The sequence below is a fragment of the Sphaerisporangium album genome, from assembly GCF_003323745.1.
GTDB classification, from domain to species: Bacteria; Actinomycetota; Actinomycetes; order Streptosporangiales; family Streptosporangiaceae; genus Sphaerisporangium; species Sphaerisporangium album.
In genome coordinates, this window is record NZ_QOIL01000004.1 from 317,670 (window position 1) to 336,780 (window position 19,111).

The 19,111-nt window shown below is 71.3% G+C and carries 16 protein-coding genes; 6 read left to right on the forward strand and 10 right to left on the reverse strand.

Going from position 1 to position 19,111, the window contains the following annotated elements:
• Positions 1-39 precede the first annotated feature (39 nt).
• Both DQ384_RS09090 and aspS read right to left on the reverse strand, forming a co-directional pair.
• On the reverse strand, positions 40-957 hold the full coding sequence (locus DQ384_RS09090) for an aldose 1-epimerase family protein (RefSeq protein ID WP_114028263.1): 918 nt from the start codon (positions 955-957) through the stop codon (positions 40-42).
• 45 nt (positions 958-1,002) lie between these two features.
• The gene (gene aspS, locus DQ384_RS09095; protein ID WP_114028264.1) at positions 1,003-2,292 is read right to left on the reverse strand and encodes an aspartate--tRNA(Asn) ligase; all 1,290 of its coding nucleotides are present in this window, start codon (positions 2,290-2,292) and stop codon (positions 1,003-1,005) included.
• Positions 2,293-3,009: 717 nt separating this feature from the next.
• Here aspS and DQ384_RS09100 point away from each other — a divergent pair.
• Positions 3,010-3,303, forward strand: a complete 294-nt coding sequence (locus tag DQ384_RS09100) for a hypothetical protein (protein WP_114028265.1) — start codon at positions 3,010-3,012, stop codon at positions 3,301-3,303.
• Between the two features lie 84 nt (positions 3,304-3,387).
• Here the strand turns inward: DQ384_RS09100 and DQ384_RS09105 are convergent, their stop codons facing one another.
• Both DQ384_RS09105 and DQ384_RS09110 read right to left on the reverse strand, forming a co-directional pair.
• Positions 3,388-5,358, reverse strand: a complete 1,971-nt coding sequence (locus tag DQ384_RS09105) for a Xaa-Pro dipeptidyl-peptidase (protein ID WP_114028463.1) — start codon at positions 5,356-5,358, stop codon at positions 3,388-3,390.
• A gap of 153 nt (positions 5,359-5,511) precedes the next feature.
• On the reverse strand, positions 5,512-5,826 hold the full coding sequence (locus DQ384_RS09110) for a hypothetical protein (RefSeq protein ID WP_114028266.1): 315 nt from the start codon (positions 5,824-5,826) through the stop codon (positions 5,512-5,514).
• Between the two features lie 166 nt (positions 5,827-5,992).
• Between DQ384_RS09110 and recQ the strand changes: the two genes are divergently transcribed.
• Positions 5,993-7,867 carry a DNA helicase RecQ gene (gene recQ, locus DQ384_RS09115; protein ID WP_114028267.1) on the forward strand — a complete coding sequence of 625 codons (1,875 nt, stop codon included), beginning with the start codon at positions 5,993-5,995 and terminating at the stop codon, positions 7,865-7,867.
• Here the strand turns inward: recQ and DQ384_RS09120 are convergent.
• The 4 genes from DQ384_RS09120 to DQ384_RS09135 form a co-directional block, all read right to left on the reverse strand.
• Entirely contained in the window at positions 7,814-8,803 is a 990-nt protein-coding gene (locus DQ384_RS09120; protein WP_114028464.1) for a sulfite exporter TauE/SafE family protein, read from the reverse strand. The two genes, recQ and DQ384_RS09120, sit on opposite strands and share 54 nt — an antisense overlap.
• Positions 8,804-8,943: 140 nt before the next feature.
• The gene (locus DQ384_RS09125; protein ID WP_245966352.1) at positions 8,944-9,708 is read right to left on the reverse strand and encodes a ribonuclease HII; all 765 of its coding nucleotides are present in this window, start codon (positions 9,706-9,708) and stop codon (positions 8,944-8,946) included.
• A gap of 373 nt (positions 9,709-10,081) precedes the next feature.
• Positions 10,082-11,074: an alpha/beta fold hydrolase gene (locus DQ384_RS09130; RefSeq protein WP_220182855.1), complete on the reverse strand. Its 993-nt coding sequence runs from the start codon at positions 11,072-11,074 to the stop codon at positions 10,082-10,084.
• Between the two features lie 451 nt (positions 11,075-11,525).
• The gene (locus DQ384_RS09135) at positions 11,526-12,575 is read right to left on the reverse strand and encodes a methyltransferase domain-containing protein (protein ID WP_114028269.1); all 1,050 of its coding nucleotides are present in this window, start codon (positions 12,573-12,575) and stop codon (positions 11,526-11,528) included.
• 328 nt (positions 12,576-12,903) lie between these two features.
• On the opposite strand from DQ384_RS09135, the gene DQ384_RS09140 reads away from it, so the two are divergent.
• Positions 12,904-13,149 (forward strand): hypothetical protein, encoded by a 246-nt coding sequence (locus tag DQ384_RS09140; protein ID WP_114028270.1) that lies wholly within the window; start codon positions 12,904-12,906, stop codon positions 13,147-13,149.
• On the opposite strand, the gene DQ384_RS09145 is transcribed toward DQ384_RS09140, so the two are convergent.
• Together DQ384_RS09145 and DQ384_RS09150 are read right to left on the reverse strand one after the other, a co-directional pair.
• Positions 13,146-13,574, reverse strand: a complete 429-nt coding sequence (locus DQ384_RS09145; protein ID WP_114028271.1) for a RidA family protein — start codon at positions 13,572-13,574, stop codon at positions 13,146-13,148. The genes DQ384_RS09140 and DQ384_RS09145 overlap by 4 nt on opposite strands.
• Before the next feature lie 43 nt (positions 13,575-13,617).
• Complete coding sequence (locus tag DQ384_RS09150; protein WP_114028466.1) at positions 13,618-15,033, reverse strand: alkaline phosphatase PhoX; 1,416 nt, start codon at positions 15,031-15,033, stop codon at positions 13,618-13,620.
• Positions 15,034-15,478: 445 nt separating this feature from the next.
• Between DQ384_RS09150 and DQ384_RS09155 the strand changes: the two genes are divergently transcribed.
• The 3 genes from DQ384_RS09155 to DQ384_RS09165 all read left to right on the forward strand — a co-directional run bounded on the left by DQ384_RS09155 (position 15,479) and on the right by DQ384_RS09165 (position 19,110).
• On the forward strand, positions 15,479-17,272 hold the full coding sequence (locus DQ384_RS09155; protein ID WP_114028272.1) for a discoidin domain-containing protein: 1,794 nt from the start codon (positions 15,479-15,481) through the stop codon (positions 17,270-17,272).
• 102 nt (positions 17,273-17,374) lie between these two features.
• Positions 17,375-18,433 (forward strand): LLM class flavin-dependent oxidoreductase, encoded by a 1,059-nt coding sequence (locus tag DQ384_RS09160; RefSeq protein WP_114028273.1) that lies wholly within the window; start codon positions 17,375-17,377, stop codon positions 18,431-18,433.
• Between the two features lie 206 nt (positions 18,434-18,639).
• Positions 18,640-19,110: a hypothetical protein gene (locus tag DQ384_RS09165; RefSeq protein ID WP_114028274.1), complete on the forward strand. Its 471-nt coding sequence runs from the start codon at positions 18,640-18,642 to the stop codon at positions 19,108-19,110.
• The last annotated feature ends 1 nt before the right edge of the window (position 19,111 follow it).

Here is a 19,111-nt window from a genome sequence, read left to right on the forward strand (position 1 = left end):
GGCATGGCGGAACCCTGACAGGGCGCCGGGAGGAGGGGGTCAGCCGATGGCGGCGATGCCCCAGCGGTGCGTCACCTGGTCGCCGGGGGCGAGCCGGATGACGTCCTCACCCGTGCCGAAGGCGTTGGGCGGGCAGCTCATCGGCTCGACCGCGAGCCCGGCGCGGCGGTAGGGGCCGGTCAGCCCGTCCCCGGTGAAGAGCTGGAGCCACCCGACTCCCTCGCCCGCCCACAGCTCGACGCCGCGCGAGCCGTCCGCCGTGGTGAGCCGGACGTGCACCAGCCCGTCGTCCTCGCGGGTCAGGTCGGTGAACGGGGTGTCCAGCGCCAGCTCGCCGATCGGCCGCGCGGCGCGGAAGTCGTACTCGGTGCCCTCGACGTCGCTGCCGCCGACGGGGATCTTGCGCTCGTCCACCTGGAGCCACCGCCCGGCGGGAAGCTCCAGGACGGCCGACTCCAGCGGCTCGCCGAGCGTGAGGTACGGATGCGCGCCGAAGCCGTACGGGGCGTCGGTGGTGCCCTTGTTCGCGGCGGTCAGCTCCACCCGGAGGCCCGAGGCGCCGAGCGCGTAGGTGACCGTGAAGTCCAGGATGTGGGGGTAGCCGATCTGCGGGAACAGCCGCAGGCCGAGGGTGACCGAGGACTCGTCACCGGAGACGAGACGCCAGGGGAGCGTCCGGGTGAAGCCGTGCGCGGCGTTCATGTACTTCGGCTCGGTCAGCGCGAGCTGCCGCTCCTGCCCGTCGAAGGTGTACCGGCCGCCGTCCACGCGGTTGGGCCAGGGCAGCAGGAGCACCCCCGCGGAGCCGGGCGGCTGCTGGTCCTCGGGATGGTCGACGATCAGCGCCCGGCCGTCGAAGGTCAGGCGGCGCAGGCCCGCGCCGACCTCCGTGACGACGGCCTCGTAGCCGTCGGCGGCGATGACGTGCTGGACCCCGGTGGGCGCGATGGTCGTCACCCGTCAATTCAACACCACCGGGGTCAATTCACATCGAAGTGGTTCTTATGGCGTCAGACGGTGCAGGTCACGGGGGAAGAGCGTGGTCTGGCGCACGTTGGCCGCGCCCGTGAAGCGCGCCGTCCAGCGCTCCAGCCCGATCGCGAACCCGCCGTGCGGCGGCATACCGTGGGCGAACGCGGCCAGGTAGCCCCCGTAGGCCTCCGGGTCCTCGCCCCGGGCGGCCAGGGCCGCCAGGTAGTCGGCGTGCCGGTGCAGCCGCTGCCCGCCCGTCACCAGCTCCAGCCCGCGGAACAACAGGTCGAAGCTGCGGGAGAACTCCGGCCGCTCCGGGTCGGGGTGGGTGTAGAACGGCCGCTTGACCATGGGATATCCCGTGACGAACAGGAACTCCGAGCCGTGCTCGCGCCGCGCCCACTCGCCGAGGAAGCGCTCGTGCGCGGGGGCCAGGTCCGGCTCGCCGCGCGGGTCCTCGCCGGTGTGCCGGGCCACGAGCTCCTGGGCCTCGGCGAAGTGGATGGACGGGATCTCCCCGGGCACCTCGGGCACGTCCAGCTCCAGCAGCGCCGTGGCGGACCCCGCCCGCTCCGCGACGGAGGCGTGCATGCCGGTGAGCGCCGCGGTCAGCACGGCCATGACGTCCCGGTGGTCCTCGACGAAGCCCAGCTCGGCGTCCAGGCTGGTGTACTGCGCCAGGTGGCGGGCCGTGTCGTGCGGCTCGGCGCGGAACACCGGGCCGACCTCGTAGACCCGCTCGAACACCCCGACCAGCGCCTGCTTGAAGAACTGCGGCGACTGGGCGAGGAAGGCGGGCCTGCCGAAGTAGTCGATGCCGAAGACGTTCGCCCCCGACTCCGTCGCCGAGGCGACGATCTTCGGGGTCGAGGTCTCGACGAAGCCGAGCCCGTCCAGCGCGGCGCGGAACCCGGCCACCGCGGCGGCGGCGATCTCGAACGGGGCGCGGAGCCGGGGGTGCCGCAGCGCGGCGGGGGCGTGGTCGAGGATCGTCGGCAGCGTGCCGCCCACGACCGGCCGGTACAGGTCGAACGGCGGCGGCGCGACGGGCGCCGACAGCACCTCGACCTCCGGGTCCGTCACCTCGGCCCCGCCGGGGGCCTGGTCGTTGAGGACCACCGTGCCGGTCACGGCGAGGACCGTCTCCTCGGCGGCCTCCGGCAACGGCTCGCGCAGCACGATCTGCGCCAGCCCCGAGCGGTCGCGCAGGACCAGGAACGAAACGGACTTGAGGTCGCGCCGGCGGTGCAGCCAGCCGGCGAGACGGACGCGCCGGCCCGCGTGCGCGGGCAGGTCGGCGGCGAGGATTCGCGAGATCATCCCACTCCTTGGAGGAATATGAGCGATCCCTTGGGAGCGCGGGGGAGAAGGGAACTCCCGGTGCCACCGCGCTTTCGCCGCCGCCCGGGCGGCGGCCTCACGTGGCCCTGTGACGGGGGCCGGCCGGCGGGGCATTGGACGGGGTTTCGGCCCGCCGTTCCTCCCCGCGCTCGGGAGGGTCTTCGTTCCGGGACGCGAGACCGCCTTCCCAGCTCCCGGCGGCTCTCTGGCTCGCGCGCTCCCGGAGCTACTCGGCTCCTTCATCGCGTTGGAGTGGATGTTACCGCCCTCCGCCGCCGGGACGCCTCCGGTTATGGCGGCTTGTGGCGGCACCTGCAGATGGCCCCGGACACCGGGGTTTCGGGCTAGGGGCACCCGACAAAACGGATGAGGGGCGGGTATTGGGGTCTGCATGGGAGAGATGCGGTGTTTGTCTTGAAGCATGTAATACGACGGTACTTCCGAGCCCGTCTCCCGGTGGACGCCGGGAACGCGGATCGGCTGAGGATATGCGTACGGTGATCCGGCGATAGCGGGTCCTGCGACGCTCGGTGGTGACCGGCGAGGCCATCGTGGCCGGCGGCGCCACGTCGCACCCGCGCGCCCGGCGCGGCATGCCACCGCACGGGCGCTCCCCGCGCGTCCCCTCGCGCGCGTCGCTCGCCGCCTGCCCGAGGTACGTACCGTCTCGGCGCTACGGGGTCGGAGGGACGTGGCATGAGAACGATCACTGGGGCGGCGCGCGAGGAGAAACCCGAGGCCCCCGCCGAGGGGGCCGAACTCCTGCGGCTGCGTGACCATCTGGGGCGGCTCGGGCTGATGTCCGAGCTCTGTGACGCCAGGACCGCGCTGCTGGTGCAGCGCCCGGACGTCGGCCTGCCGCTGTGGGTCTTCGTCGGGTACGGCGGCGCGTACTACTCCTGGCAGTCGGCCGAGAAGCGGCACCCGGTGTGCGACGCCGCGGGCGCCGCGCTCGTGCTGGCCGACTACATCAGCGGGCGGGTCTTCTGACGGAGGCCGGGTCCGGCGGGGGATCGTTCGTGATCCCCCGCCGGGTTCATCCGGTCCGGCCGGATCGGGCCGGCTCCGGTCCGGTCAGAAGAAGTCGCGGGACTGGAGGGGAAGGACGACGTCCTTCGGCCCCTTCCACTCCCCGTCCGCCGGAGCGGGGGCGAAGTCCAGCGTGGCCGGCGGGTTCGCGTCCTGGACAGCGTCAACGGAGGCGAGCGGCAGCCAGATCCTGCTCGCCGCCAGGTCGACAGTGACCGTGGCCGCCGCCGGCTGGTCGGGGAAGGTCTCGGTGACGTCGCTGCCGGCCAGGATCACCGCGAGCCGGTGCCCCGGCTTCACGATGTAGTCGCCCGGCAGGGTCTTCCAGGTGAACTGGTAGTTCGTGCCCGGCGTGAGCGTCTCGGAGGTCGTCAGGGAACGGCGGTTGTGGGCGTCCAGCCAGCCCTTGGCCACGATCTCCACCGGCCTCCTGGCGATGACGGTCTCCGTCTGCCGGTAGCAGGCGTCGTCGTCGGCCGTGCTCTCCCCGTGGCAGCTCTCGGTGGTGAGCGTCCTGATGCCGCCCGCGCGCCCGTAGTGGTCGACGCGGTCGTCCTCGCCGTAGTCGACGACCAGCGCGGTGAGGTTGGTGTCCGGCTGGTCGAGCTTGGCGCGGATGTCGATGGTCGGCGTGCCCGAGAAGCGCACGGCCCGCTTCAGCGGCGGGGTCAGGAACGCCAGCCGGTTCGGCGAGACGGCCGTCGGGTCGGAGACCATCGCGTTCTCGGACTGGGCCGGGTCGTCGGTGAACGAGAGCGTCGTGCCCCTGCGTGCGGGCAGCAGGCCGAGGCCGCCCTGCGCGTCGTCGCCCGGGCGCAGCCACAGCGGCACGTTCAGCGAGCGCGACGGCCAGTCCGTCTGCTTCACCCACTGGCCGGAGGTCAGCTGCAGGTCCACCTTGGGCTCGCGGGTGATGCCGTTGTCGATGTTGTGGAGCCAGCGGTCGAACCAGGCGTGCAGGGTGTCGATCCACTCCTCGCGCCGGAAGTCGAACGGGTCGACGTGCGCGTACTGCGACAGCCACAGCTTGCGCGGCACCCCGCGCCTGGCCAGTGCCTCCCAGTAGGTGCTGAAGTGGTCGGCCTTGACGTTCAGGTCGCCGAGCCCGTGCACGGCGAACACGCTCGCCCGCACCTTGCCGACGTCGCCGAGAGTGCCGGAGACGTAATTGCGCTCGTCCCAGAACGCGTTGTAGTTGCCGGTCGCGTCGTCCTGCTCCTCGTGCAGCCGCTGCCGCACGGCCGCGCACTTGGCGGGCGGGTCGGTGTCGACGTAGTCGGCGAGCCAGGGCATGTAGTCGTCGGTGTACAGCACGCCGTTCATGCGCGTGTACCGGTACCAGCTGCTGATCGCCGAGATCGGGACGATCGTCTCCAGGCCCCGCACGCCGGTGGCCGCGACCGCGTTGGCGAGCGTGCCGTCGTAGGACTTGCCGATCATGCCGACCTTGCCCGTGGTCCAGCTCGCCGTGGCCGGTGAGCCGTCGGGGTTGTAGCCCTTGGCGCGGCCGTTCAGCCAGTCGACGACCGCCTTGCCCGCCGCGACGTCCGAGGCGCCGCCCACGTCCACGCAGCCTTCGGACCTGGTCGTCCCGAGCATGTCGACGAGCACGACGGCGTACCCGCGCGGCACGAAGTAGTTGTCGTAGTACAGCGGGAACTTCACCGGCTGACCGGAGGCGTCGTACCGCTTGCGCTCGCCTTCGTTGCCGCGCCCGGAGTTGTCGTAGTAGGGGCTGTCGTCCATGATGACCGGCACCTTGAGACCCTGGGCGGTCTCGCGGGGCCGGATGATGTCAATGTTCGCGAGGTCCTTCTTGCCGTCGCCGTCGCCGTCGATGGGCGTCTCGACGGCGATGTGCTCGCGAATGGCGTCGGCGTAGGAGAAGACGGGTTGCGTCCTGCCGTTCGCCACGTTGATCTGGGGTCCTGCCTGGGCGGACGCGACGCCGCCCGTCGTCGCCGTCAGCGCGAGGGTAACGCCGACGGCGCAGAGCAATCTAGATGATTGCCGCAAGGTGTGCCTCCGGGGGATCAGCACGGATCATGTACGTAAAACACGTATCCCAGAGGACAAACTGTGTAAATAGGTGCACACCAACCCATCGGCGAGCGGGTGTGCGCGGCGTGGTCCGGTGGACTGCCTCGGGGAGACCGGATCCGCCGGGGTTCAGCGGTCGCGCAGGCGGATGGCCGCCTCGATGCGCAGGCCGACCCCGACCATCGCGAGGATCAGCACCACGCCGATCAGGCTGAGCGGGAGCTCGCGCGTGAACAGCAGAGCGATCAGGAGGACCAGCGGGGCCGTCAGCAGGGCGAGGGTTCCCCACGACCGCACCAGCCGCGCGTCGCTGACGGTTCCGGCGTGCGCGCCCTCGTCCGCGCCCCGCAGAGCTCCCGGGACCTTCCCGTTCCTGGGCTCGACGGCGGGCCCGGCGTCCGGAACTTCCACGTCGTCCGAGGCGGAGATGTCCGGGTCGCTCATGGCTCGAAGCATGGCATATCCGGAAATGCCATGAAAGTCATTGACATGCCCTTGATATGAATGCGAGAACGGCCTGGTAGTACGCCGTCCTGTGGATGAAGGAAAGGTTGTCCACAACCGCGCTCATACGTCCGGCGGGGGCGGGACGGGCTCGTAAACTGGCGCGGTGACCTCCCCTGACACCGACACCCGAGCGGACGACGCGCTGCGCGTGCTGAACCGCGTCTTCGGCTACGCCTCGTTCCGCGAAGGCCAGCAGGAGATCATCGAGCACGTCGTCGGCGGTGACGACGCGCTGGTGCTGATGCCGACCGGCGGCGGAAAGTCGCTGTGCTACCAAATCCCCGCGCTGGTGCGCGAGGGCGTCGGCGTCGTCGTCTCGCCGCTGATCGCCCTCATGCAAGATCAGGTCCACGCCCTGACGGCGCTCGGCGTGCGGGCGGGGTTCCTCAACTCCACACAGGAGTCCGAGGAGCGCCGGCGGGTCGAGTCGGCGTTCCTCGCGGGCGAGCTGGACCTGCTCTACCTCGCGCCCGAGCGCCTGCGCGTCGAGTCCACCCTGGCACTGCTCGCCCGCGGCGCGATCTCGGTCTTCGCGATCGACGAGGCCCACTGCGTCGCCCAGTGGGGGCACGACTTCCGGCCCGACTACCTCGCCCTCTCCGTGCTCCAGGAGCGCTGGCCCACGGTGCCCCGCATCGCGCTCACCGCGACCGCGACCGAGGCCACCCGGGCCGAGATCGCCGCTCGGCTCGGCCTGCGCGAGGCGCGCCACTTCGTCGCGAGCTTCGACCGCCCCAACATCCAGTACCGCATCGTGCCGAAGAACGAGCCCAAGCGGCAGTTGCTCAAGCTGCTGCGCGACGAGCATCCCGGCGACGCGGGCATCGTCTACTGCCTGTCCCGCGCCTCGGTCGAGAAGACGGCCGAGTTCCTCGTCCAGAACGGCATCCAGGCGCTGCCCTACCACGCCGGGCTCGACGCCCGCACCCGCGCCGAGAACCAGTCCCGTTTCCTGCGCGAGGACGGCCTGATCATGGTCGCCACGATCGCGTTCGGCATGGGCATCGACAAGCCGGACGTCCGGTTCGTCGCCCACCTCGACCTCCCCAAGTCCGTCGAGGGCTACTACCAGGAGACCGGCCGCGCGGGGCGCGACGGGCTGCCCTCCACCGCCTGGCTGGCGTACGGGCTGAGCGACGTCGTCCAGCAGCGCAGGTTGATCGACACCTCCGAGGGCGACGACGCCCACCGCCGCCGCCTCGGCGTCCACCTCAACGCCATGCTCGCGCTCTGCGAGACGATCGAATGCCGCCGGGCCCGCATTCTCGACTACTTCGGGCAGACCGCCACCTCCTGCGGCAACTGTGACACCTGCCTCACCCCGCCGGAGTCCTGGGACGGGACGATCGCTGCCCAGAAGCTCCTCTCCACGGTGGTGCGGCTGCAACGCGAGCGGCGGCAGAAGTTCGGCGCCGGGCAGATCATCGACATCCTGCTCGGGCGGCAGACCCCCAAGGTCACCCAGTTCGGCCACGACTCGCTGACGGTCTTCGGCGTCGGCACCGAGCTGAGCGAGCCCGAGTGGCGCGGCGTGGTGCGCCAGCTGCTCGCCCAGGGGCTCCTCGGCGTCGAGGGCGACTACGGAACGCTGGTGCTCACCGAGGCCAGCGGCGACGTGCTGGGCCGCAGGCGCGAGGTCCTGTTCCGGCGCGAGCCCGAGAAGCCCGCCCGCGCCCCGAAGCCGCGCCGTTCCGCCTCACCCGCGGCCGACCTGACCGAGGAGGCCGTGCCGGTCTTCGAGCGGCTGCGCGCCTGGCGCGCCGCCACGGCCAAAGAGCAGGGCGTTCCCGCCTACGTGATCTTCCACGACTCCACGCTGCGCGAGATCGCCGCCGGGGCGCCCACCTCGCTGGCCGAGCTCGGGGAGGTCAGCGGCGTCGGCGAGAACAAACTGGCCAAGTACGGCCAGCAGGTCCTCGACACCTTAGCCGTCGCCGATGCGCCCGTCACGGATCCGGTCACCGGTGACGGCCCCTGACTCCGTCTCGGCGGCCGTGCGCGGCCACGGCATCGCGGGAAGGCCGTGCCGGGTGCGCAGGAACATCCAGAAGAGAGGGGCCGCGAGCAGGACGCCGACGAGCACCCACGCGGTCGCGGCAGTGCCCACGCCGAACATCTTCAGCGCCGAGGCGAGCAGCACGAACGCCAGCGCTCGGCGGATCAGACCGCCGGGCGCCCGGGAGGAGATCCGCGAGCCGATGTAGACCCCGGGAATCGAGCCGACGAGCAGAGCGACGGTGACCGACAGCTTGAAGTCCCCGAACAGCAGGTGCCCGAGCGCCGCCGACATGACCAGCGGAACGGCCTGCACCAGGTCGGTGCCGACGAGCTGGTTCGCCTTCAGCACCGGGTACATCGCCAGCAGGGCCACGATGATCAGCGAACCCGACCCGACGGAGGTGATCCCGACCACCAGCCCGCCGATGATCCCCACCAGGACGGTCGGCAGCGGGCGCACCGTGATCGGCGGCAGGTCCGTGGCGGCGGGCTCGCCGGGCAGTGCGGTGCGGCGGCCGTTGGCGGGCGTGCGCCCCTCGGCGCGGTCCCTCATGGCGAGGTAACCCCGGACGGCCAGGCCCGCCGCCGCGATGAGCAGGGCTACCCCGAGCGCCTTCTGGATCACATCCTGGACGTCCTTGCCGTCGCCGAGCGCCTTGGCGACCAGCACGCCGCAGAACGCGGCCGGCACCGAGCCCGCGCACAGCCAGCCGACCAGCCTCAGGTTCACGGTCCCGCGACGCAGGTGGACCAGGCTGCCGACCGGCTTCATCACGGCGGCCGCCACGAGGTCGCTCGACACCGCCGTGAGCGGCGGCACCCCGAAGAACGTCACCAGCATCGGCGTCATCAAGGCTCCACCGCCCATGCCGGTGAGCCCGACGACGATCGCGACGAGAAACGACCCAAGGGCCATGGTGTAGTCGAAGGACACCCACTTAACCTACCCAAGACCCCTGAAACCCCTCATTACCCATCTCAAATACCGAAACCCCGACCACACCTGCGCGCTGAGGGATCGGCGAGGGCCTGTCCAGCGGGCGGCGGGTGCGTGGGTCAGAGGAGGGTCAGCTGGCCGGATGGGGGTTGGAGGCTGCGGGTCTTCTTGAGGTGGCGCCACTGGGGGAGGTCGTCCAGGTAGGACCAGGACAGGCGGTGGTGGGGCGTCGGGCCGTCGCTCGCGAGGGCCTGCTGGTGCTGGGGGGAGGGGTAGCCGGCGTTGTCGGCGAAGCCGAAGGCCGGGTGGTCGGCGCCGAGGGCTCCCATGAGGCGGTCGCGCCGTACCTTGGCCAGCACCGAGGCCGCGGCCACGGTCACGGAGCGCTGGTCCGCCTTGACCTCGCACCGCACACGCCATGCCGCGCCCGACGCCGCTGGTCTGCGGAGGAAGTCGTGGGCACCGTCCAGGATGACGACGTCCGGACGGCGAGGAAGGGCGGCGAGGGCGCGCTCGGTGGCACGGCGCAGCGCCTCGGTCATGCCGACCTCGTCGATCTCCGCCGCGCCCGCCTCGCCGAAGGCGTGGCAGGAAAGCCAGTTCGGCAGGATCTCGGCGAACGCCTCGCGGTGGGCTCGCGTGAGCAGCTTGGAGTCGGTGAGCCGGACGGTACGCCCGCCGCGCCCGGGCAGCTCCGGTGGCGGCGTCAGGTCGGTGACCGCCGCGCACACGAGCACCGGCCCTGCCCACGCCCCCCGGCCGACCTCGTCCACCCCCGCGATCACGACCGCCCCGCCGCCCCGCAGCTGCCGCTCGAGCTCGTACCCGGCCCCCCGCCGCGCCGCGCCGCCCTTGGCCCCCGCCGATCGCGTAGCCGGTTCCAGCCCGGGGAGGGCCGCGTGTCCGCGTTCCCGCCGAGCGGCCCCGTCCTCGGGCTTCGCGGGCGGTGTGGTCGACTCCAGTCCGGGGAGCGCCTCGGGTTCGGTGCCCGGCGCGGTCTCGGGGGTGGGGGTGGTCGCCATCCGTTCATGATGGCAGTTCCCGGCGGTCGGGCCAGGGGTTATCGCGCGTCTGTGGGCGGGGGAAAGGCTGAAGGCCCGGTCCCTGTTGGTGGCGAGGGGCCGGGCCTTCAGTGTGTTGCGGTGGACGGGGCGGACCCGTTCAGGCCGTGTCGAGCCCGTTCACGCCGTGTCGGGCGCGTCAGGCAGAGTCGGGCGCGGTTCGGGCCGTACGGTCACCCGTGCGAACCGTGCCGGGTCAGGGCGCGCAGGCGGCGAGCGAGGCCGGCGGCGGCGTGGTGGTCGGGGGGCCGAAGAAGAGCTTCGCGCAGTCCGCCAGGAAGGTCGGGTTCTCTTCGGGGATGTAGTGGCCGGAGTCGGGGACGATCACCGGGCGGACGTCGTTGGCCACCAGGCGGAAGGAGTCGGCGACGCCTGGCCCGAAGGAGTTCGCCCCGCCGAGCGCGAGCACCGGCTGGGTGAGACGCCGGGAGGCGTTGGCCGTGTTGTTGGCGCCGTCGGCCTCGAAGGCCCGGTAGTACTCGTAGCCGGAGCTGCGCTTGGCCGGACTCGAGTACGCCTGGTAGTAGGCGTTCTTGTCGATCAGCTCGGGATGCGTGCTGAAGCCGAACATGTGGCCGAGGTAGGTCGGGACGTCGTCGTTGTCCAGGATCGTCTCGGGGACGGGCGCCGGCGCCATGTTGAACTTGAAGTGGAAGCTGATGCCGTACAGGTTCTCGAGGCCGAACCCGGCGAGCGGGGTCTCTATGACGCCGACCTTGGTGACCTCGGTCGGGAAGTCACGGGCGTAGGGGTAGGCGATGAGGGCGCCGAGGTCGTGGCCCAGCAGGGCGACCGAGTTGAAGCCGAGCTTGACGACGGCCTGGTGGATCCGCTTGGCGGTGGTGGCCTTGTCGTAGCCGCCGGTCTGGGCGGTCGAGTCGCCGAGGCCCGGCAGGTCGAAGGCGATCACGGTGTTGGTGCGGGCGAGCTCCGGCATCACGTTGCGCCAGATCCACCAGGTCTGCGGCCAGCCGTGCAGGAGCACGATGGCGGGGCCGGATCCGCCCTTGACGTAGTGCAGGGTGCTGCCGCCGTCGACGGAGACCCTGCCGTGGGTGAAGATCGTGGAAAATTGTGCCCGGCCCGTCGACGGCTCGGGCGCGGCGGTGCTCGCACCGGCGCCGGCGGTCATGGCGAAGAGGGCGATCACCAGGGCGGCCAGCGCGCTCGTGGCGCGTCCGACGCTCATGGCGCGGCCTCGTGTTCTCGGTGCCCGCCCGGCGTCACGCGGGATGATGTTCTCCGACGGCATAGCAAGTTCCTTCCCGTGGACCCGCGAACCACAGGCCGGTTCGGTTTCGAGCCTGAGGGTCCACTTCTTTGGTGCGCTGAACCCCGGTCGTCTCCGCGCCCGCCCATGCCATCTGCCGGACGTCGGCGGAAACGCACCAGTTACCTGCCGTAACCATGTGGTCCGAGTGAAGCGTGCACGACGCACGATGCCGACGTCTTCTTCGAGCGTGCTATTCACATCGACACCTGAAGTCGCTGAGGAATCATCAGGATCATGGGAAGCCTGACCACCTGCGGAATCGGCGGTTTCGGCGTCTCGGAGGGCCGGCGCGGCCTCCGAACGCAACGGAGGCGTCCATAGGGGGCATCCGATTCGACCCCACCCCAGTTCCGTCTCACACCGGCACTCACGGTGAGGGGGTGAGGACGGCGATCAGGGGATGCGCCCCGGACAGGCTCACCTCGATCGTCCGGCGCACCGTCAGCCCCGCTTCGGCGGCGAGATCGGCCAGTCGCGGCCGGGCGCCGGGCTCGTGGACGAGGGCGACGACGCGCCCGCCCGGCGCGAGCACCCGTCCAAGTTCCCGCCACAGCGGACGGTCGCCGCGCAGCAGCGTGCCGGACGCGGCGACCTGCCGCCGCCAGGGTGGGTTGACCAGCACCCGCTCGACGCTCGCGCCGGGCAGGGGGAGCCGCCCCGCGTCCGCGACCGCCCAGGCGATCCCCGGTGACCCGTTGCGCGCCGCTGCGCGGACGGCGTCCGGATCGCGGTCCAACCCCACCAGGCGGGCCCGCGCGGCGATCGCGCTCGCCTCGACGAGCAGCGTCCCGGCCCCGCAGCAGGGGTCGAGTACGGTGCGGGCGCCGTCCAGGAGGGCCAGCCGTGCCATGGCCGCGGCCACCGGGGGGTGCAGCGTGCCCGGTACGGACGCCTGCTTGTACGGCCTTCGGTGCAGCGGCCTGGCCGCGATCCGCACCGCCAGCGTCGCCCGCTCGCCCTCGACGGTGACGCGCCACGACATCGTCCCTGCCGGGGGCACGCCGCCGCCCCGGCGCGGGTGGTACCGGACGCCGAGCGCACGGGCGACCTCCGCGCCGACCGCGTCCTCGACGTCGAACCGCGTGTACGCGCGGCGGCCGAGGAAGGACGCGGACACGTCCACTCCCGTCACCTCGGGGCCGCCGCCGCAGCGCCCGCGCAGGTCGCGCAGCTCCTCGAGGTCCGTCGCGCGGACGGCGGCCGCCAGGCGCGGCAGGCACGCCTTCGACGGACCGACGCCGTCCGCGACCGCCGCGAGGACGAAGACGTCGTCCGCGGTGCGGAGCCGGAGGACGTGCGGGCCGGGTTCCCGCACCCGGAACCAGACCTCGCGGTGACGGACGTGCGTGACGACGCCGATGGGGCGGATCTCGTCCGCCAGCAGGGGCTCGATGCCGCGCGTCGCGCGCGCCAGCATCGCGGGCCCCGGGTGAGAATCGGCACGCGTGATCGCGTGATGACGCACCTGCTCTTCTTCTCCCACGTCGCGACCCGGGGCGGCGGCATGCCGTCCCGCATCGCCGGCGGTGGGCCGGGCCGCGACCCGCCGGCGGGTCGCTAACGCAGGTGGAAGAAGAACACGCCGCGAACATAGCGGCGGCGGCACGCGGGCGCCACCGAATTGAGCGCCCCAGCGGCTCGATGGACCGTCACAGGGCACGACGTGGGGCGTATGCCTACTGGATCGCCTGTCTTCACGCCGTGTTAGTTGCCCGAACGACCTCCGTACACCGACGATGGCGGCCATGAGCGATGCCGAGCAGCAGCCTGGCCACCACGGACTCCTCCACGGCCTTGCCGAGCGGATCAGTGAGCACCACGAGCGCGCCGCGCATCGTCGCGAGGAAGAGGAACTGGCCGAGGCCGCCGACAGCGTGGGCTTCGACCTGGACGCCGACCTCGGACACCCCACCCGGCACCACACCGCGGCGGCCTACGACCTGGACGCCGACCTGGGCGTCGCCAACGAGTCGCCGGACCGGCGCGCCTAGCGTTCCGCGGGCCTCCCCACCGCCTCGCGGACGGCGGGGACGCTGCCGATGCGCGCCGTTACCTCGATCTCGATGCGGATGCGCGGGTCCACCAGCTTGCAGGAGATCATCGTCGCGGCGGGGCGCACGTCCTCGAAGCAACGCCGCAGGGTCGGCCAGCAGGGCTCGAAATCGGCGGGATCGGGCAGGATGTACGTCACGCGCACGACGTCGGCGAGAGACGAGCCCGCCTCGCGCAGGGCCGTCTCGATGTTCGCCATGCACTGCTCGACCTGCGCGACCACGTCGTCGGAGATCGTCATCGACGCGTAGTCGAACCCCGTCGTCCCGGAGACGTGCACCCACCCGTCGACGACGACGGCCCGGGAGTATCCGATGGCCCTCTCGAACTCCGACCCGCTGGAGATCAGCACCCGCTCTGTCATGCCGAGCATCCTCACAGCACCCCGAAAGCCGTGTCCAACGGGGTCAGTGGTGGGCGTCGTGGCCGTCGTGGTGGCCGCTCCACGGGCCGGTGATGGCGAAGACGTAGCCGGGGGTCTGGATGTTCGCGAAGAGGATCTTCCCGTCCTGGCTGAACGTCGGGCCGGTGAACTCGCTCTCGTTCAGCTCGTTACGCGCCATCGGGTAGGCCTTGCCCCTGTCGGTGACGCCCACCAGGTGCGAGATGCCCTCGCCGTCCTCGGCGAGGATGACGCCGCCGTAGGGGGAGACCGTGATGTTGTCAGGTCCGTCGTAGTTCGTATCCTGCTCCGGGTCCGGGTTCACGCCGAAGATGGTCTTGAGCGTGATCGTCTCCGACTCCGGGTCGTAGAACCAGACCTGGCCGTCGTGCTCGTTGAGGCTGCCGTCGTCGTGACGGGCGAAGCTGGCGACGAAGTAGGCGCCGCCGTCGGCCCACCAGGCGCCCTCCAGCTTGCGGCTGCGGGTGATCTGGTCGTCGGTGAACTGCTTGCGCACCGAGACGGCCGTGGCGAGACGGTCGGGGACGTCGACCCACGTGACCTTGTACTTCGTACCCGGCCGGGTGGCCTCGGACAGGTCCTTGACGTGCTTGGAGCCCTTGTGGGCGCTCAGCGCCTCAAGGGTGCCCGCGGTGTCGCCGCCCTGGCTCAGCGCGAGCGCGCGCAGCGCGCCCTTGCGGCCGCGGAATCCGCGCGGCGGGGTCCAGCGGTAGTACAGGCCGTTGGGCGTGCCGGCGTCCTCGGTCAGGTAGATCCGGGAGTCGCGCGGGTCGACGGCGACGGCCTCGTGCGCGTAACGGCCGAGGAACTTCAGCGCAACCGGGTCCTGGTTGGCCTGGCGGTCGAACGGGTCGACCTCGAAGACGTAGCCGTGGTCCTTCTGGTAGACGCCGCCGGCGCGCTGCTCGGTCTCCTCACAGGTCAGCCAGGTAGCCCACGGGGTGATGCCACCCGCGCAGTTGTTGTGCGTGCCCGCCACGCTGACGTACTCGCGGATGCGGTCGCCGCGCGAGTCGACCTCGATGTTGGTGGTGCCGCCCTTGGCTCCGGGGTCGTAGGTCAGGCCGGGCAGGGCCGGCACGCCGTAGGGCTCGCCGCCGCCGATCTCGTGGTTGTTGACCAGGACGAAGCCCTTGGGGCCGCGGAAGCAGCCGGTGCCGTCGGCGTCGCTCGGGGTGGGCTCGCCCGTCTCCAGGAGGGTCTTGCCGGCCTGGGCGACGATCTTGTAGGAGAAGCCCTTGGGAAGGGCGAGAAGTCCCTTGGGGTCGGCGACGACGGGGCCGTAGCCGGCCGTCCTGCCGAGGCCGGCCTGCGCGGCGGCGGGGCCGGCGATCGCCTCGATGCTGCCGGCGATGGCGATGCCCAGGCCGCCCGCGGCTCCGGAACGGAGCAGGTCACGGCGAGAAATGGGTGAAGTCACGTAAAGCACCTTTTCGGCATGAATAGGTGAGCACTAGGACCTGATACCTCGCGTGTCAACGCGCTCCTCCGCGGCACCGACTCCGAGATGAACGTGTGTCCGACGATGGTCTGCCTGCGTCTGTGTGGTCACTCCAGTCGCATGCTCGCACACGCACGTGACCTGCGGAAGAGGGGGGCGAGGCCCCGCGCTCGGGTCGGGGTGACGGGGGGGCGACCGCTCCACCGTACAGGCGGTCGCCTGCCTTCGGCACCGCCATGTGATGTGAATGTTTCGGACGGTTCATCTTGACGTCCAGGCGCGCGTCCGTGAAGCTGCTAGTCGAGAGAGCGCTCTCTTGCGTGTTGCCGACCCGTCGCGACGCCGGCGTGGCCCTCCAGGGAAGGGCGACGCGAGCGACGCCGCGCGGTGATCCCTGCCCACGTCAGGAGCTGCTGTGCCACTGATGTCACCCCCACCCCGTTCCATCGCCGCCCCCAGAAGGCGGGCCCTGCTCACGGCCGTGCTCGCCTCGCTCGTCGTCCTCGTGATGGCCGCCTACAGCCTCGTCACGATGCCCGCCCACGCCGCCGCGACCCTGCTCTCCCAAGGCCGCCCGGCCACCGCCTCCGGCTCCGAGAACGCCGCGTCGGGCCCCGGGCTGGCCTTCGACGGCGACCCCGGCACCCGCTGGTCGAGCCCGTTCAGCGACCCGCAGTGGTTGCAGGTCGACCTCGGCGCCACCGCCGACATCAGCCAGGTGGTGCTGAACTGGGAGGCGGCGTACGGCCGCGCCTTCCAGATCCAGGTCTCGGCCAACGGCACGACCTGGACGAGCGTCTACTCGACCACGACCGGCACCGGGGGCGTCCAGACCCTCAACGTCACCGGATCCGGCCGGTACGTGCGCATGTACGGCACCGCCCGCGGCACCGCGTACGGCTACTCCCTGTGGGAGTTCCAGGTGTACGGCAGCATCGGCGGCGGGTCCGGCTGCGGCACCGCCAACGCCGCGCAGGGCAGGCCCGCCACCGCCTCGTCGCAGGAGAACGCCGCGTCGGCCGCCTCGTTCGCCGTCGACGGCAACGCCGGCACCCGCTGGTCGAGCCTGTTCGCCGACCCGCAGTGGCTCCAGGTCGACCTCGGGTCCTCGGTCACCATCTGCCAGGTGGTGCTGACCTGGGAGGCGGCGTACGCGCGGGCCTTCCAGATCCAGGTGTCCCCGAACGGCACGACCTGGACGAGCGTCTACTCGACCACGACCGGCACCGGGGGCACCCAGACCCTCGACGTGAGCGGGACCGGGCGGTACATCCGCATGTACGGCACCGCCCGCGCCACCGCGTACGGCTACTCCCTGTGGGAGTTCGCCGTCCGCACCTCGGGAGGGCCGACGACCACCCCCACCGCGACCCCGACGGTCACCCCGACCGACCCGCCCGGATCGTTCTGGGGCGACACCACGACCATCCCGCCCGCCCGTAACGTCGTCATGCTGAAGATCCTCAACCGGACGAACGGCAAGTACCCCGACAGCCAGGTGTACTGGAGCTACAACGGGCAGGTCCACTCGATCGCCGAGCAGCCGTACTTCGACATGCCGGTGAACACCGCCGGCCGCATGTACTTCTACCTCGGCTCGCCCAACAGCCAGTACTACGACTTCATCGAGTTCACCGTCGGCCCCGCGGTCTTCAACGGCAACACCACGCGCGTCGACGCCTTCGGCCTCAAGCTGGCGATGCGCCTGCACGCACAGGACGGCTACGACGTGTCCGTGGGCGAGGATCTCGCCACCTTCCAGGAGGACCGCGCGGTCACGTTCCAGAAGTTCATCAACGAGGTGCCGACCGAGTTCAAGCGCCTGGCCCAGGTGCAGGCCCCGTATCGGATCCCCGCTCCGGGCAGCGACAGCGCCTTCCGGGCGGGCGGCCAGTACGCGAACTACTTCACCGCCTACGCGCAGTCGGTGGGGGTCAACGCCGCGACCTCCGACATCTTCGGCTGCGCCGGCTCACTGGCCAACGACCCGGGAATGTGCTCCGCGCTCAACCGGCACGTGGCGCACCTGCCGCAGTCGCAGTGGTCGACGCCGAGCCTGTACTACCAGGCCGCGCCGGCGAACTACTACTCCAAGTTCTGGCACGACCACTCGATCAACCGCCTGTCCTACGGATTCCCCTACGACGACTTCGCGAACCAGTCGTCGTTCGTCTCCCACGGGAACCCGCAGTGGCTGCTGATCGCCGTCGGCTGGTGACCTGACGCCGAGGGGCCCCGCACGCCGGGGCCCCTCGGAACGGAATGCCCGTCGCGGTGTCATGGTTGCGTGTACGGCTCATTGCTGGAGAGGAAGGCCACGATGTCCGCACACCTTGAGTTCGCGATCGACACGTTCGGTGACGTCACCGTCGGCGCGGACGGGAACCGGCTGCCGTACGCGCAGGTGATCCGCAACGTCGTCGAGGAGGCCGTGCTCGCCGACAGCGTGGGCATCGACGCGTTCGGCATCGGCGAGCACCACCGCGACGACTTCGCCGTCTCGGCGCCCGAGATCGTGCTGGCGACGATCGCCGGCCGCACCGAGCGCATCCGCCTCTTCACCGCCGTGACCGTGCTCAGCTCGGACGACCCGGTGCGGGTCTTCGAGAAGTTCGCCACGCTGGACGCGGTGTCGAACGGTCGGGCGGAGATCATTCTCGGCCGCGGCTCGTTCACCGAATCGTTCCCGCTGTTCGGCTACGACCTCTCCCAGTACGAGGAGCTGTTCGAGGAGAAGCTGGACCTGCTCTCCCACCTGCTCGACGAGGGCCCGGTCACCTGGCAGGGGCGGCTGCGTCCCGGGCTGACCGGCCAGCACGTGTACCCCAAGACCGAGTCCGGCCGGCTGCGGACGTGGGTCGGCGTCGGCGGAAGCCCCGAGTCCGTGGTGCGGGCGGCGCGCTACCGGATGCCGCTCATGCTCGCGATCATCGGCGGGCAGCCCGAGCGTTTCGCGCCGTACGTCGACCTGTACCACCGCGCCCTCGCCAAGCTGGAGGTCCCGCTGCTGCCGGTCGGCGTCCACTCGCCGGGCCACATCGCCGAGACCGACGCGGGCGCGCGCGAGGAACTGTGGCCGCACTACAAGGCCATGCACGACCGCATCGGCCGCGAGCGCGGCTGGGGTCCCACGACGCGGGCGCGCTTCGAGGCGGAGGCGGACGAGGGGGCGCTGTACGTCGGCTCGCCCGAGACGGTGGCCGCGAAGATCGCGAAGACCGTGGGCGGGCTCGGCGTCGACCGCTTCGAGCTCAAGTACAGCTCCGGGACGCTCCCGCACGAAAGCCTCATGACCACGATCCGCCTCTACGGCGAGGAGGTCGTCCCCCGCGTCCGCGAACTCCTGTCCGAGACCCCGGCCGCGGCGCCCGCGGGCTGACCGCCGCCGTCGTCGCCACCCGTCAGGCGGGTCCCGGGCGGAAGACGCCTCGCATTCCCATCCAACTCATCGACAAGTGGTCGCCAAGGCCGGTTGCCTAACGTCGCCCGCGTAAGGCAACCGGCGTGCGCGGGACGGAGACCGTCCGAGACGGGGGATCGCACGCGGGGCGACAGGGCCGCTCGGGCCCGGATGGGAACAATGTCATGAAAGTCCTCTACAAGGTACTGGCCTACCTGATCGCGGCCGAGGTCGCCGTGCAGGCGATGGCGGTCGTCTTCGCCGACGCCGGCATGGGCAAGTGGGTCGAGCAGGGCGGGGTGCTCGACAAGGCGGTCATGGAGAGCGACGCGCCGCCGTTCCCCGAGGTCGTCGGCCTCATGGTCCACGGCATGAACGGCATCATGGTCATTCCGGTGGTCGCGCTGCTCCTGCTGGTCTCCTCGTTCTTCACGAAGATCCCGGGAGCGGTGAAGGCGGCCGGCCTGGTGCTCCTGCTCGTCGTGCTCCAGGTCTCCCTCGGCATCCTGGGTCACGACATCCCGGGCCTCGGCGCGCTGCACGGCCTCAACGCCTTGCTGCTGTTCAGCGCGGCCGTGTACGCCGCACGTCGTGACCGCGCCGCCGCCGTGACCACGCCCGCCCGGCCGGACGTGCGCGTCGGGTCCGCCGGCTGAC

Bases quoted from the DNA above. Each gene is read 5' to 3' on its own strand.
- aspS (WP_114028264.1), bottom strand. From the start codon at position 2,292: ATGATCTCGCGAATCCTCGCCGCCGACCTGCCCGCGCACGCGGGCCGG.
- DQ384_RS09100 (WP_114028265.1), top strand. From the start codon at position 3,010: ATGAGAACGATCACTGGGGCGGCGCGCGAGGAGAAACCCGAGGCCCCC.
- DQ384_RS09110 (WP_114028266.1), bottom strand. From the start codon at position 5,826: ATGAGCGACCCGGACATCTCCGCCTCGGACGACGTGGAAGTTCCGGAC.
- DQ384_RS09120 (WP_114028464.1), bottom strand. From the start codon at position 8,803: ATGGCCCTTGGGTCGTTTCTCGTCGCGATCGTCGTCGGGCTCACCGGC.
- DQ384_RS09130 (WP_220182855.1), bottom strand. From the start codon at position 11,074: ATGAGCGTCGGACGCGCCACGAGCGCGCTGGCCGCCCTGGTGATCGCC.
- DQ384_RS09135 (WP_114028269.1), bottom strand. From the start codon at position 12,575: ATGCTGGCGCGCGCGACGCGCGGCATCGAGCCCCTGCTGGCGGACGAG.
- DQ384_RS09140 (WP_114028270.1), top strand. From the start codon at position 12,904: ATGAGCGATGCCGAGCAGCAGCCTGGCCACCACGGACTCCTCCACGGC.
- DQ384_RS09145 (WP_114028271.1), bottom strand. From the start codon at position 13,574: ATGACAGAGCGGGTGCTGATCTCCAGCGGGTCGGAGTTCGAGAGGGCC.
- DQ384_RS09155 (WP_114028272.1), top strand. From the start codon at position 15,479: ATGTCACCCCCACCCCGTTCCATCGCCGCCCCCAGAAGGCGGGCCCTG.
- DQ384_RS09160 (WP_114028273.1), top strand. From the start codon at position 17,375: ATGTCCGCACACCTTGAGTTCGCGATCGACACGTTCGGTGACGTCACC.
- DQ384_RS09165 (WP_114028274.1), top strand. From the start codon at position 18,640: ATGAAAGTCCTCTACAAGGTACTGGCCTACCTGATCGCGGCCGAGGTC.